Raw genomic sequence first — 12099 nt, forward strand, 5'->3', positions numbered from 1 at the left:
GAATTGCTGGGCGTCAGGCCGGCGGCTGTCAGCAAGCTGGCGATGCGCAGGCCTTCGGCCGGCACCACCACTTCCTGTAGTGGCAATAGGCTGGTGTCGCCCTGCCCTGTCACCACGGCGTGCCAGCCGGCAATGGCCTGCTCTGCGGTGGCCGCATCGTGGAAGCGCGTGGCCAGTTCGCGCGCCAGACGTAATTTGACCTCACGCGGGTGCAGCTCACCGGACGCAACCTGTTCCTTCAGACGCGCGGCCTCGGCCATGCTGATCTCAAAGGACAGCAGGTCGATCCAGCGCCAGGTCAGCTCATCGCCGATCTTCATGGTCTTGGTGACGATGTCGATGGCCGGTTCGTTGATGCCGATGTAGTTGCCCAGCGACTTGGACATCTTGGCCACGCCGTCCAGGCCTTCCAGCAGCGGCATGGTGATCACGATCTGCGGCGCCTGGCCGTAGTGCTCCTGCAGGCCACGACCCATCAGCAGGTTGAACTTCTGATCGGTGCCGCCCAGCTCGACATCGGCTTTCAAGACGACCGAGTCGTAGCCCTGTACCAATGGATAGAGAAATTCGTGGATGGCGATCGGCTGCTGGCCGCCGAAGCGCTTGGCGAAGTCGTCGCGCTCGAGCATGCGCGCCACCGTGTGCTGGGCGGACAGCTTGATCATGTCCGCCGCGCTCATCTGGCCGAACCACTCGGAGTTGAAGCGCACTTCGGTGCGTTCGCGGTCCAGGATCTTGAAGACCTGCTCCTCATACGTACGGGCATTGGCCAGCACGTCCTCGCGGCTGAGCGGCTTGCGGGTGACGTTCTTGCCGCTGGGGTCGCCGATCATGCCGGTGAAGTCGCCGATCAGGAAGATGACCTGGTGCCCAAGCTGCTGGAACTGCCGCATCTTGTTGAGCAGCACGGTGTGGCCCAGGTGCAGGTCCGGCGCGGTGGGATCGAAGCCGGCCTTCACCCGCAGCGGCACGCCGGATTTCAGTCGCGCTTCGAGCTGATCGAGCTTGAGGATCTCTTCGGCGCCACGGCCGATGAGTGCGAGGGATTCTTTGATAGTGGTCAACCACAGACTCCAGCGGCGCTTGCCGTCAAAAACGTGAATGATGTTAAACGCGGGTTAATTTCGCGCCAAGTGAAAATAATGAACAGGCTCAATGGTTTGACGCGCTGTTACAGGCTGTCTATGGTACCGGCGATTGGGCTCGCACTTCGAGCCAGCGAGGAATTTGAACGATGCAGAACTCAGAGCAGGGCCGTGCACGCAAGCGGCGCTTTCACGAACGCCTCCACGTCCTCCACGACACTGCACTGCATCGCAAGCTCAAGGCGCATCTTCCGGCGGCCTTCAATGACCGTTGGACACGCCGCCATTGGATCCACGCCAGCCTGTTCGCCACCATCGGTGCGTTGGTGGCCACCATTGTGCCGGGCTTTTCCAACGCCATCGATACGCCACTTTCCAGTCATTCGACGCTGGCATTGCCGTTGCCGCCACTGGTGCCCAGCCGCAAGCAACTGGCGCCAAGCACCGATTGGGAGATTCTGCAGGTCAAGTCGGGCCAGACGCTGAGCACCTTGTTCGGCGAGCTGGGAATCCCGACGGCGGTGATGTATCAGGTACTGGCGCATCCGGGCACCAAGGAGGCGCTGACCAAACTGCGTCCCGGTACTGAAATTGCGTTTGACATGCCGACACCCGGCCAGCTGCGGGCGCTGCGCTTCGATCGCGATGACAGCCACCGGGTGGAACTGCGCCTGCTGGGCGACAGCGTGCGCGAGAACGTGACCGAGCGGGCGACCACAACGCGCACGGTGGTGGCCAGCGGGGAGATCAGCAGCTCGCTGTATGCCTCTGCCGGGAAATCCGGGCTGTCGCCGGCGGCGGTGGCGGTCATGACCGATGAAATCTTCAAGTACGACATCGACTTCGATAAAGACCTGCAGCCGGGCGACCGTTTCAGTGTGGTGATGGACGAGACCTGGCGCGAGGGCGAGCGGATCAGTACCGGCGACATCCTGGCGGCGACCTTCACCACCGGTGGCAAGACGTATACCGGCTTCCGCTTCGAGCGCGCCGGCAAGCCGGCCGAGTATTACGACATCACCGGCCGGCCCTTGAAGAAGAGCTTCATCCGCATGCCGGTGGCCTATAGCCGGATCAGCTCCACCTTCGGTGCGCGCAAGCACCCGGTGCTGGGCACCATGCGCATGCACAAGGGCGTGGACTATGCGGCCGCTTCGGGCACGCCGATCATGGCGGCCGGCGATGCGCGGGTGGTGTTTGTCGGCACCCAGCGCGGCTACGGCAATGTGGTGATCCTGGATCACGGCAAGAACTACAGCACGCTGTACGGCCACATGTCGCGCTTTGGCAAGATCAAGGCCGGCCAGCGCATCAACCAGGGCACGGTGATCGGCTATGTCGGCATGACCGGCCTGGCGACCGGCCCGCATCTGCATTACGAATTCCGCGTGGCCGGGCAGCAACGCAACCCGATGTCAGTGACGATGCCGCCGCCGGAGCCGCTGCAAGGTGCCGAGCTCGCGGCCTTCAGGGCGCAGACGGCGCCGGCCCTGGCGCGAATCGAAGGCATGGAAAAGTTGATCTATGCCGACGCCGCCAAGCCGGCCAAGGGCAAGTCGCGCGGTTGAGCGGCTGCGGCCAGGCAACCGAGGCAGTTGCTGGAACGGTGACGCGGCGCGGGGCGCGCAGAACGCCGACCACTGTATGTGGTGACGCTGGGTGGCTGATCCATCCGCCGCCACCGCTGTGGTCTGCTGGGCGTCGTAAGCGCCAGTAGCTCCCACACCCTGCCCTTGGTCTCACCGCCCTCCGTTACTGCGATAGGTGCGGTGGCCGGAGAGGCCTGAGATCTGCGGGGAAACTGCGCGCCGCCGTGGTCCTGGCGGCACGCGTCCCGGTAGTGAGGTCCGGTGGCGACGCGGGTATCGCGCATCAGTGGCGCGCGCGAGACCGGTTGACGGACCTGGCCCGGCTGCACAAGCTGGCCGACCGTGCATCTCTGGCTTCGGCATGTCTGTCCTGGAACGCGTTGACTCTCCGCTCTATCTTGGCCTGATGTCGGGCACCAGCGCCGATGGCATCGATGCGGCCCTGGTGCGTTTTGCCGATGACAGCCACCGCCGCTGCGAACTGGTTGCGGGCACGACCGTGCCATGGGCGCCGCCGCTGCGCGATGCCCTGATCGCACTGGGCCAGGGCGCCGAGACGGTAGCTATCGACGCACTGGGGGAACTGGATGCGCAGGTGGGGCTGGCCTTTGCGGACGCCGCCAACCGGTTGATCGCAGAGAGCGGCGTTGCGCGGCAACATATCCGCGCGATCGGCTCGCATGGGCAGACCATCCGCCACCGGCCCAAAGCCGACCCGGCCTTTACCTGGCAGATCGGCGATGCCAGCCGGATTGCCGAGCATACCGGCCTGACCACGGTGGCCGATTTCCGCCGCCGCGATGTGGCGGCCGGTGGCCAGGGCGCGCCGCTGATGCCGGCCTTTCACGTGGCCATGCTGGGTGCGGGCGACGAAGACCGCGCCGTGCTCAATCTGGGCGGGATCGGCAACCTGACCTTGATCCCGCGCGATGGCGCGGTGCTGGGATTCGATACCGGCCCGGCCAATGCGCTGCTGGACAGCTGGTGCCACCGCCATCATGGCACGCCGTTCGATGCCGACGGTGCGTTTGCCGCCAGCGGGCGTGTCGATGCGACTTTGCTGCAGGCGCTGTCGGCAGACCCGTGGTTTGCGTTGCCACCGCCCAAAAGCACCGGCCGCGAGCAATTCCATCTGGACTGGGCCGTGCAGGCGATGGGTGACGCGACCCTGGATGCGGCCGATGTGCAGGCGACCTTGCTGGAACTCACGGCGGCCACGGTGGCCGAGGCCTTGCTGCGCCTGCAGCCGCAGACCCGGCGCGTGCTGGTGTGCGGCGGCGGCGCACGCAACCCGGTGTTGATGGCCCGCCTGGCAGCCCGGTTGCCGGGCGTGGTGGTGGAATCCAGCGCGCGGCACGGGCTGGATCCGGACTATCTGGAAGCGATGGGTTTTGCCTGGCTGGCGGCCGAACTGCTGGCCGGACGCCCGGCCAATCTGCCCTCGGTGACTGGGGCGGCGGGGCCACGGCTGCTGGGGGCGATCTATCCGGCGTAAGCGCAACAGCGGGCCGAACGGCCGCGTCGCGTCGCCGGTGGTGGCGGCTTGCGCAGGTGCATGCATGGTGTGTCGACCGACGTTGCCGCTGGACAGGAATCCGGCTGACGCGGCAAACCGCTGGCGATGGTTTGTCCGTCTGGCTGCGTGAACTGCGCGAGCGGCCGGCAGGCAGACTCCTCGTCAGCGCTATCGCTGATCGCCCGTCTTCCGGGTCGGCGCCGGATGGTTCGCGCCAGCACCACCGGCATCCGCTGTCAGGGGTTGTTGCCCGCCGGCAGCGCCTTGAGCGCGGCGATCGCTTCGGCCAGGGCATCGACCTCCGGATGCTGCAGGCCACCGGTGACTTCATATTCGCTGGCGAACAGGCCTTGTTCGAGCAGATGCATGACGGTCTGGTGCTGGGTCCAGCCACGTGCGACGGAAATGCGACGGATGCGGTCCACCAGCACCGGGTCGATGTCACGCAATACCAGATCGGTCATGCTTATTCCTTGTCTGCGAGGCACCGTCCCCTCGGCGTGTCGAGCGATCATCCCGTAACGATAGGGCGGCCCACAACGATTACACGACAGCCGTCTGCCGGCGCTGCTGCAGGATCAGCATCCCGCACAAGACCACAACCGGAATCGCAACTAGCGCGGTCCCGATAAAGAACAAGGCGTAGCCTTCCATCAACGTTCGCCCCTGCGCCAAGACCTGCACCGACCATCCAGAAAAGCCTTTCAGGGCTTTGCCAGGCATGGCGTAGAACGAACTCAATAAGGCGTACTGGGTTGCGGTATAGCCAATACTGGTCAGGCTGGACATGTACGCGATCAACGCGGTGCCGGCAAAGCCATTGGCAAAATTGTCGATCGCCATTGCTAACGCGAATTTGGTTGTGTCCGGACCAACATAGGCCAGCCAGGCAAATGCCAAATTAGAACAAGGTCCAAGTACCGCACCGGCCATCAGGGTCACCAAAACACCCCAACGCACTGACACTAAGCCAGCCGCCGCGATGCCGATGAAGGTCGCCACCAGACCCACCGATCCGCGGATGGTGCCGACGGTGTCTTCAGACAAGCCAAGGTCGACGTAGAACGGGTTTGCCATTGGCCCCATCACGAAGTCGGCCATGCGGTAAACACTGATGGCCACCAGGATCAGGATGGCGCCGCCACGATGTTCGCGGACGAATGCCAGAAATGGCCCGGCGATCGCGTCGAATAACCCTACAGGCGTCCACAGTGACGCAGCCCGCGTCTTCACGGCGACCGCTTCGCGGGCCGGCTCTCGGGCCATGGTGACGGCGACCACGCCCAGCACCATCAGGGCGGCCATCACTTCATAGGACATCTGCCAGCCGACACGTGCGGCGATGATCAAGATCAGAGCATCGGTAACTAGCAGGGCCGAGCGATAGCCCAGTGCAGAAGCGGACGTGAGCAGGCCGAGCTGTTCACTGTTGTCGGCACTCTCGATGCGCCAGGCGTCAATGACGATGTCCTGCGTGGCCGAGGCGAAGGCAACCACCACCGCCGCCGCCCCAAAGACCACCAAGTGCTCCCAGACGATACCCATCACGAGCACCTCACCGCCCTTGGGCTGAACCAGCGCCATGCCAATCAGGCCTATCGCCACGATCGCCTGCGATAACAGCATCCAGCCGCAGCGTCGGCCCAACCGGCCCAACAGCGGCACGTCCGTCTTGTCGACAATCGGTGCCCATAAAAACTTCATGGTGTAGGCCAGACCCACCCAGGACAGGAACCCGATCGTGCCTAGATCGATGCCTTCCTTGCGCATCCAGAAGCCGAGGGTGTTGCCCACCAGATACAGCGGCAGGCCGGAACTGAAGCCCAGCAGCAACATCGCGAGCACTTTGCGCTGGCGAAGGTTGGTCAGCACTTGCTGCCAGCGTCGGCGCGGTTTGGCGGTCTCACTCACAGCGCGTAATCCACGATGTAAGGCGCGTGGTCGGAGAACCGCTCTTCGCGGTAGATCGCGCAGGCCTGCAGTGCCTCGCGCAGGCCAGGGGTGACCAATTGATAGTCGATGCGCCAACCGACGTTGTTGGCGCGCGCCGCGCCGCGGTTGCTCCACCAGGTGTAGTCCTGGCCTTGCGGGTGCAGGACGCGGTAGCTGTCGACCCAGCCGCGGCCTTCGGCGGCGTTGGCGTCGTCTGCCGCGTCGGCGCACAGGCCGTTGAGCCAGTCGCGCTCGGGCGGCAGGCAACCGGAATTCTTCTGGTTGGACTTCCAGTTCTTGATGTCCAGCGCAGTACGCACGATGTTCCAGTCGCCGCACAACACGTACTGGCGGCCGCTGGCCAGCCACTCGTCCAGGATCGGCCGCAGCCAATCCATCACTTGGAACTTGTAGCCCTGGCGCAGCTCGCCCGAAGAGCCGGACGGGATATAGAAAGAGACCACGCTGAGGTTGCCGAAGCGCGCCTCGATATACCGGCCTTCTTCGTCGAACTCGGGCCAGCCCAGGGCGGTGCGCACTTCGTCGGGCTCGCGCCTGGCATAGATCGCCACGCCGCTATAGCCCTTCTTGGTGCTGGCATCGCGAAACCAGGCCTTGTAACCGGCCGGCAAGAATTCCGGCCCGGCCAGCTGATGCTCCTGCGCCTTGGTCTCCTGGATGCACAGCACGTCGGCATCCTGGGTGGCGAACCAGTCGAAGAACCCCTTGCTGGCGGCCGAGCGCAGGCCGTTGGCATTGAAACTGATGATGCGCATGTGCGGGAATGGGGAATCGGGAATAGAGAGTCGTAAAGCCTACCCCAGGCGCGTGCGGAAGGCTGCCGGCGCGCGATGCGTTTACCATTCCCGATCCCCGATTCTCCATTCCCGTCCAATGACCAACCACCGCACCCGTTTCCTGCAGCTGGCCCTGGGCGCCGATGCCCTGCGCTTTGGCGAGTTCACGCTCAAGTCCGGGCGCGTCAGCCCGTACTTCTTCAATGCTGGGCGGTTCGATTCCGGGGTCAAGACCGCGGAACTGGCGCACTGCTACGCCGATGCGATCGATGCGGCCGGCGTGGAGTTCGACCTGCTGTTCGGCCCGGCCTACAAGGGCATCCCGCTGGCCACCGCACTGGCCTGTGCCTATGCCGGGCGTGGGCGTGACCTGCCGCTGGCGTTCAACCGCAAGGAGGCCAAGGACCATGGCGAAGGCGGCACCCTGATCGGCGCGCCGCTGGCCGGGCGCAAGGTACTGATCGTGGACGACGTGATCACCGCCGGCACCGCCATCCGCGAGGCCCTGGGCATCATTCGCGCCGCTGGCGGTACGCCGGCGGGCATCGTGGTGGCGCTGGACCGGCAGGAGATCGCCTCCGAGCAGGATCGCCGGTCGGCGGCGCAGGCGGTGGCGGCCGAGGCCGGTATTCCGGTGATCGCAGTGGCCAACCTCGCCGATCTGCTTGCTTTTGCGGAAGGAAACGCCGACCTTGTCGGCTACCGGGAACCGCTGCTGGCCTATCGAGGCCGCTACGGAACCGACACCACAGGCTGACGGCAGGCGACAGGGGGCTGCGATGATGCCGAGACACACACGTTTGGCATTGCTCGCTGCCGTTGCGGCAGCCGTCGTCGTGGCCCCTGGCCTGGCGCAGGACAAGCCGACGGCCAAGAAACTGTATTGCTGGAACCAGAACGGCGCCCGGGTGTGCAGCGACACGCTGCCACCGGAGGCGGTGAACCAGGCGCGCGACGAGTTCAACGTCAAGAGCGGGCTGCGCAGCGCCGAGGTGCAGCGCGCGATGAGCAGCGACGAGCGTGCTGCCGCTGCGGCCACCGAGCAGCAACGCCAGGCCGATCTGGCCGCCGAGCAGATGCGCCAGCGCACCGACCAGGCGATGCTGATGTCGTATCAAAGCGAAGACGACCTGCGCCGGGTGTTCAACGAGCGCATCGCCATCGTCGACAACAACATCCACACCGCGCGCTTCAATGTGACCAGCCTGCGCGAAGGGCTGGCCAGCATGCTGCGCACGGCCGGCGACCGCGAACTGGCCGGCCAGGCCGTGGCCGACAAGCTGGCTGGCGACATTCAGCAACGCCATCGCGAGCTGATGGCGCAGTTGCGCCTGCAGACCAGCTTCGAGCAACAACGGGTGGCGCTGGACGGCGAGATCGCCGACATCCTGCAGCGCTACCGCGCCATGAAGGAACCGCCCGGCGGCGCTCCGCCGGCCGGCTGAGCGGCGGCCGTCATTCCCGTCCAGGCGCACGGTCGCTGCGGGCGGCATTTCCCGATCCGACGCCCTGCCCGCATAATGGCCGGTCTTACTCCTTGCCCACGAGGCTCTCCCGCATGGCCCGGATCATCGCCATTGCCAACCAGAAGGGCGGCGTCGGCAAGACCACGACGGCAGTCAATCTGGCGGCCGGCCTGGCGCGCGCGCCCAAGCGTGTGCTGCTGGTGGATCTGGACTCGCAGGGCAATGCCACCATGGGCAGCGGCATCGACAAGCGCGATGTGGCCGCGTCCACCTGCGATCTGCTGCTGGGCGAAAACACCGCGGCCGAGATCCGGGTCACCGCGCCGGAAGGCTTCGACCTGCTGCCGGGCAACATCGACCTGACTGCCGCCGAGATCCAGCTGATGGACCAGGGCGAGCGCGAACAGCGGCTCAAGCGCGCGCTGGCGCCGATCCGCGACGAGTACGACTTCATCCTGATCGACTGCCCGCCGGCGCTGTCGCTGCTGACGCTCAATGCGCTGACCGCGGCCGATTCGATCATCGTGCCGATGCAGTGCGAGTACTACGCGCTGGAAGGGCTCACCGCGCTGCTGGAAACCATTGAAGCGCTGCGCGCCAACCTCAACCCGGCGCTGGAAATCGAAGGCGTGCTGCGCACGATGTTCGACATCCGCAACAACCTGGCCAACGCAGTGTCGGCGGAGCTGACCGAGCATTTTGGCGACAAGGTGTTCCGCACCATCGTGCCGCGCAACGTGCGCCTGGCCGAGGCGCCCAGCCATGGCCAGAGCATCGTCGGTTACGACCGCAGCTCCCGGGGTGGCGTGGCCTACCTGGGGCTGGCCGGCGAAATCGTGCGCCGCCAGAACGACCGTAACAAGGCCGTCCGGCCCGTGGAGACCGTCTGATGAGCAAGCCGCCTCTGGCGAAGAAGCGCGGCCTGGGCCGTGGCCTGGAAGCGCTATTGGGACCGAAGGGCGCAGCAGCGGCAACGGCACCCGGCGCCACCAGCGACGACGTGCTGCAGCCGGGTGACACATTGCGCCAGTTGCCGGTAGGCCAGCTGCAACCGGGCAAGTACCAGCCGCGCCAGGAGATGGACGAGGTCAAGCTCGCCGAGCTGGCCGAGTCGATCAAGGCGCAGGGCGTGATCCAGCCGATCGTGGCGCGCGAGCTGGCGCCCGGGCAGTTCGAGATCGTGGCCGGCGAACGCCGCTGGCGCGCCTCGCAGCTGGCCGGGCTGACCGAGGTGCCGGTGGTGGTGCGCGAACTGGACGACCGCACCGTCATCGCGATGGCGCTGATCGAGAACATCCAGCGCGAAGATCTCAACCCGCTGGAAGAAGCGCAGGCACTGCAGCGGCTGATCGACGAATTTTCGCTGACCCATGCCGAGGCCGCTGCGGCGGTGGGCCGCTCGCGGGCCTCGGTGTCCAACCTGTTGCGGTTGCTGGAATTGCCGGTGGCGATCCGGGTACTGCTGGAAACCCGCCGCCTGGAAATGGGCCATGCGCGGGCGCTGCTCACGCTGGCACCGGAGCTGGCCAGCAAGCTGGCGCAGGAAGCGGCCGACCAGGGCTGGTCGGTGCGCGAGGTCGAACACCGTGCGCAGCAATTCGCCGCCGGCAAGGTGCCCGGTTCGCTGCGCAAGGGCAAGCCGGTGGCCGCGGCCCCGCAGGCCGATATCGCCTCGCTGCAGACCGAACTGTCCGAGTCGCTGGGCACCAAGGTGGTGTTCAACCATGGCCGCGGCGGCAAGGGCAAGCTGGTGATCCATTACACCGACCTGGACACCCTGGAAGGCGTGCTGGAACGTCTGCGCGCGCAGCGCGGCTGATCGCGGCTGCACATTCAACAGGATCCTCGTCGGCAATGAATCCCGCCAAGGTGGACCGCCAGCATCTGCTGCAGCTGACCGACCTGCCCAATGTCGGGCCGGCCTGCGAAAAGGACCTGCGCCTGATCGGTATCCGCGTGCCTGCGCAGCTGCGCGGTCGCGATGCCTACGACATGCATGCACAGCTCTGCCTACGCACGGGCGTGCTGCACGACCCCTGTGTGATCGATGTGTTCCTGTCGATCGTGCGTTTCATGGAAGGCGAGCCGGCGCAGCCGTGGTGGAAGTTCAGCGCCGAACGCAAGGCCAAGCTCGCCAGCGAAGCGCCGCTCGCCCTGCGGTGAACGACCACGCATGGCGCGTTGCCGTCCTTCCCTGGAGCACCGCATGAGCCGCGCCCACTGCGAGCAGAGACTGGCGCGCTGCGCCCTGCAGACGCGTCAGCAGCATCAACCCGCCGGCGCCGCATGCAGCCATGCCTGTGGCAGCTGGCGCATGCAGATCAGTCGCACCGGCCTTTTGTTTCCGCATTTTTCAGGATCACAGCCATGACCATCCTCGTCACCGGCGCCGCCGGTTTCATCGGTGCCTACACCTGCCGCGCGCTGGCCGCGCGTGGCGACACGGTGGTCGGCCTGGACAACTACAACAGCTATTACGATCCGCAGCTCAAGCACGACCGGGTTGCCGCGTTGTGCCCGGACATCGATCTGCGCACGCTGGACCTGACCGACCGCGATAGTCTGGCGGCGCTGTTCGACGAGATCCGGCCCACCCGCGTGGTGCATCTGGCCGCGCAGGCCGGGGTGCGCTACTCGCTGGAAAACCCGCATGCCTACGTCGACAGCAACCTGGCCGGCTTCGTCAACATGCTGGAGCTGTGCCGGCACCGCGGCGTACAGCACCTGGTGTATGCCTCCAGCAGCTCGGTGTACGGCGATTCGGCCACGCCGCCGTTCTCCGAAGACCAGCGCGTGGACCAGCCACGCTCGCTGTATGCGGCCACCAAGGCCGCCAACGAATTGATGGGCTACACCTACGCGCAGTTGTACGGCCTGCGCGCGACCGGGCTGCGCTTCTTCACCGTGTATGGCCCGTGGGGCCGGCCGGACATGGCGCCGCTGCTCTTCAGCCGCGCGGTGCTGGCCGGGCGCCCGATCGAGGTGTTCAACCACGGCAGGATGCAACGCGACTTCACGTTCGTGGACGACATCGTGGCCGGCGTGCTCGGCGCGCTGGACGCGCCGAGCAGCGAGCCGGTACCGCACCGGGTGTTCAACCTGGGCAACCACACCCCGGTGGAGCTGGAATATTTCATCGACGTAATCGCCCAGGCCGCCGGCCGGCCGGCCGACAAGGTCTACCGGCCGATGCAGCCGGGCGACATGATCCGCACCATGGCCGACACCCGGCGCGCGCAGGCGGCGTTCGGCTTCGACCCGGCCACGCCGGTCGAACGCGGATTGCCGCAGGTGGTGGACTGGTGCCGCAGCTACTTCGGCGAGCGCGCCTAGAGCGGCCGACAGCGCTGCTGCGCAGCCGCCAGGCGGGTCCGGCCGGTGCCCGAAATCGGCATGATCTGCTCGTACTCCGATTCCTGCGCGCCCTCCGCACCCACCTGGCCACCGTTCACCAGGTCTTGCCCCTCTCGGCCCTGGTCGGGATCGGTGTGTTGGCGGCTGCCGGAGGCGCGCCGCATGGCTTGCAGTGGCCGGCCGGTGTGGTTTTGGGCTGCGAGGCGATATCGCATGGCCATCTTGCCGCCTCTCGCCGCCCGCGCAGCAGCTGACCGCAGGGCAGCGCGCAGTGCAGATCGCGATGCAAGACCCTGGCGTGGCTGCGCTGAAACGGCATGATCCGGGTATTCGCCCGTGCCGTTGCCGTCTCTGCTCGCG

Annotated in this window: 13 protein-coding genes (1 of these 13 only partly in view); 8 read left to right on the top strand and 5 right to left on the bottom strand. The window is 66.2% G+C overall.

The annotated features are described in order from the left end of the window. A protein-coding gene (tyrS, locus tag ACCQ10_RS18775) for a tyrosine--tRNA ligase (RefSeq protein ID WP_372361554.1) crosses the window boundary here: on the bottom strand, window positions 1-1064 show its 5' portion. It extends 148 nt beyond the left edge of the window; the window shows 1064 of its 1212 coding nt (coding positions 1-1064); its start codon is at window positions 1062-1064; its stop codon lies off the left edge, out of view. Between the two features lie 170 nt (window positions 1065-1234). Between tyrS and ACCQ10_RS18780 the strand changes: the two genes are divergently transcribed. Both ACCQ10_RS18780 and ACCQ10_RS18785 read left to right on the top strand, forming a co-directional pair. After that, complete coding sequence (locus ACCQ10_RS18780; RefSeq protein WP_179456629.1) at window positions 1235-2653, top strand: M23 family metallopeptidase; 1419 nt, start codon at window positions 1235-1237, stop codon at window positions 2651-2653. A gap of 382 nt (window positions 2654-3035) precedes the next feature. Further along, on the top strand, window positions 3036-4169 hold the full coding sequence (locus ACCQ10_RS18785) for an anhydro-N-acetylmuramic acid kinase (protein WP_372361555.1): 1134 nt from the start codon (window positions 3036-3038) through the stop codon (window positions 4167-4169). Window positions 4170-4426: 257 nt separating this feature from the next. On the opposite strand, the gene ACCQ10_RS18790 is transcribed toward ACCQ10_RS18785, so the two are convergent. The 3 genes from ACCQ10_RS18790 to ACCQ10_RS18800 form a co-directional block, all read right to left on the bottom strand. Then, window positions 4427-4654 (bottom strand): hypothetical protein, encoded by a 228-nt coding sequence (locus ACCQ10_RS18790; protein WP_003489057.1) that lies wholly within the window; start codon window positions 4652-4654, stop codon window positions 4427-4429. Between the two features lie 79 nt (window positions 4655-4733). After that, a complete protein-coding gene (locus ACCQ10_RS18795; RefSeq protein WP_372361556.1) occupies window positions 4734-6101 on the bottom strand; it encodes an AmpG family muropeptide MFS transporter in 1368 nt (455 codons plus the stop codon). Next, entirely contained in the window at window positions 6098-6898 is an 801-nt protein-coding gene (locus ACCQ10_RS18800; RefSeq protein WP_372361557.1) for an exodeoxyribonuclease III, read from the bottom strand. The genes ACCQ10_RS18795 and ACCQ10_RS18800 overlap by 4 nt, the downstream gene beginning before the upstream one ends. Window positions 6899-7016: 118 nt before the next feature. Here ACCQ10_RS18800 and pyrE point away from each other — a divergent pair, with 118 nt between their 5' ends. The 6 genes from pyrE (at window position 7017) to ACCQ10_RS18830 (ending at window position 11718) form a co-directional block, all read left to right on the top strand. Next, the gene (pyrE, locus tag ACCQ10_RS18805) at window positions 7017-7676 is read left to right on the top strand and encodes an orotate phosphoribosyltransferase (RefSeq protein WP_372361558.1); all 660 of its coding nucleotides are present in this window, start codon (window positions 7017-7019) and stop codon (window positions 7674-7676) included. A 22-nt stretch (window positions 7677-7698) separates the two neighbouring features. Further along, complete coding sequence (locus ACCQ10_RS18810) at window positions 7699-8364, top strand: hypothetical protein (RefSeq protein ID WP_372361559.1); 666 nt, start codon at window positions 7699-7701, stop codon at window positions 8362-8364. 113 nt (window positions 8365-8477) lie between these two features. Continuing rightward, window positions 8478-9275 carry a ParA family protein gene (locus ACCQ10_RS18815; RefSeq protein ID WP_039413394.1) on the top strand — a complete coding sequence of 266 codons (798 nt, stop codon included), beginning with the start codon at window positions 8478-8480 and terminating at the stop codon, window positions 9273-9275. Beyond that, complete coding sequence (locus ACCQ10_RS18820) at window positions 9275-10204, top strand: ParB/RepB/Spo0J family partition protein (RefSeq protein ID WP_039413397.1); 930 nt, start codon at window positions 9275-9277, stop codon at window positions 10202-10204. The genes ACCQ10_RS18815 and ACCQ10_RS18820 overlap by 1 nt, the downstream gene beginning before the upstream one ends. A gap of 35 nt (window positions 10205-10239) precedes the next feature. Further along, complete coding sequence (locus tag ACCQ10_RS18825) at window positions 10240-10548, top strand: helix-hairpin-helix domain-containing protein (RefSeq protein WP_039413399.1); 309 nt, start codon at window positions 10240-10242, stop codon at window positions 10546-10548. Between the two features lie 204 nt (window positions 10549-10752). After that, window positions 10753-11718, top strand: a complete 966-nt coding sequence (locus ACCQ10_RS18830; RefSeq protein WP_372361560.1) for an SDR family NAD(P)-dependent oxidoreductase — start codon at window positions 10753-10755, stop codon at window positions 11716-11718. Here the strand turns inward: ACCQ10_RS18830 and ACCQ10_RS18835 are convergent. Beyond that, a complete protein-coding gene (locus ACCQ10_RS18835; protein WP_372361561.1) occupies window positions 11715-11954 on the bottom strand; it encodes a hypothetical protein in 240 nt (79 codons plus the stop codon). The two genes, ACCQ10_RS18830 and ACCQ10_RS18835, sit on opposite strands and share 4 nt — an antisense overlap. Between the last annotated feature and the right edge of the window lie 145 nt (window positions 11955-12099).

This window comes from Xanthomonas sp. NCPPB 1325 (assembly GCF_041477645.2).
Taxonomy (GTDB): Bacteria; Pseudomonadota; Gammaproteobacteria; order Xanthomonadales; family Xanthomonadaceae; genus Xanthomonas; species Xanthomonas cannabis.

Bases quoted from the DNA above. Each gene is read 5' to 3' on its own strand.
- ACCQ10_RS18825 (WP_039413399.1), top strand. From the start codon at position 10,240: ATGAATCCCGCCAAGGTGGACCGCCAGCATCTGCTGCAGCTGACCGAC.
- ACCQ10_RS18830 (WP_372361560.1), top strand. From the start codon at position 10,753: ATGACCATCCTCGTCACCGGCGCCGCCGGTTTCATCGGTGCCTACACC.
- ACCQ10_RS18790 (WP_003489057.1), bottom strand. From the start codon at position 4,654: ATGACCGATCTGGTATTGCGTGACATCGACCCGGTGCTGGTGGACCGC.
- pyrE (WP_372361558.1), top strand. From the start codon at position 7,017: ATGACCAACCACCGCACCCGTTTCCTGCAGCTGGCCCTGGGCGCCGAT.
- ACCQ10_RS18800 (WP_372361557.1), bottom strand. From the start codon at position 6,898: ATGCGCATCATCAGTTTCAATGCCAACGGCCTGCGCTCGGCCGCCAGC.
- ACCQ10_RS18820 (WP_039413397.1), top strand. From the start codon at position 9,275: ATGAGCAAGCCGCCTCTGGCGAAGAAGCGCGGCCTGGGCCGTGGCCTG.
- ACCQ10_RS18835 (WP_372361561.1), bottom strand. From the start codon at position 11,954: ATGCGATATCGCCTCGCAGCCCAAAACCACACCGGCCGGCCACTGCAA.
- ACCQ10_RS18810 (WP_372361559.1), top strand. From the start codon at position 7,699: ATGATGCCGAGACACACACGTTTGGCATTGCTCGCTGCCGTTGCGGCA.
- ACCQ10_RS18785 (WP_372361555.1), top strand. From the start codon at position 3,036: ATGTCTGTCCTGGAACGCGTTGACTCTCCGCTCTATCTTGGCCTGATG.
- ACCQ10_RS18815 (WP_039413394.1), top strand. From the start codon at position 8,478: ATGGCCCGGATCATCGCCATTGCCAACCAGAAGGGCGGCGTCGGCAAG.
- ACCQ10_RS18780 (WP_179456629.1), top strand. From the start codon at position 1,235: ATGCAGAACTCAGAGCAGGGCCGTGCACGCAAGCGGCGCTTTCACGAA.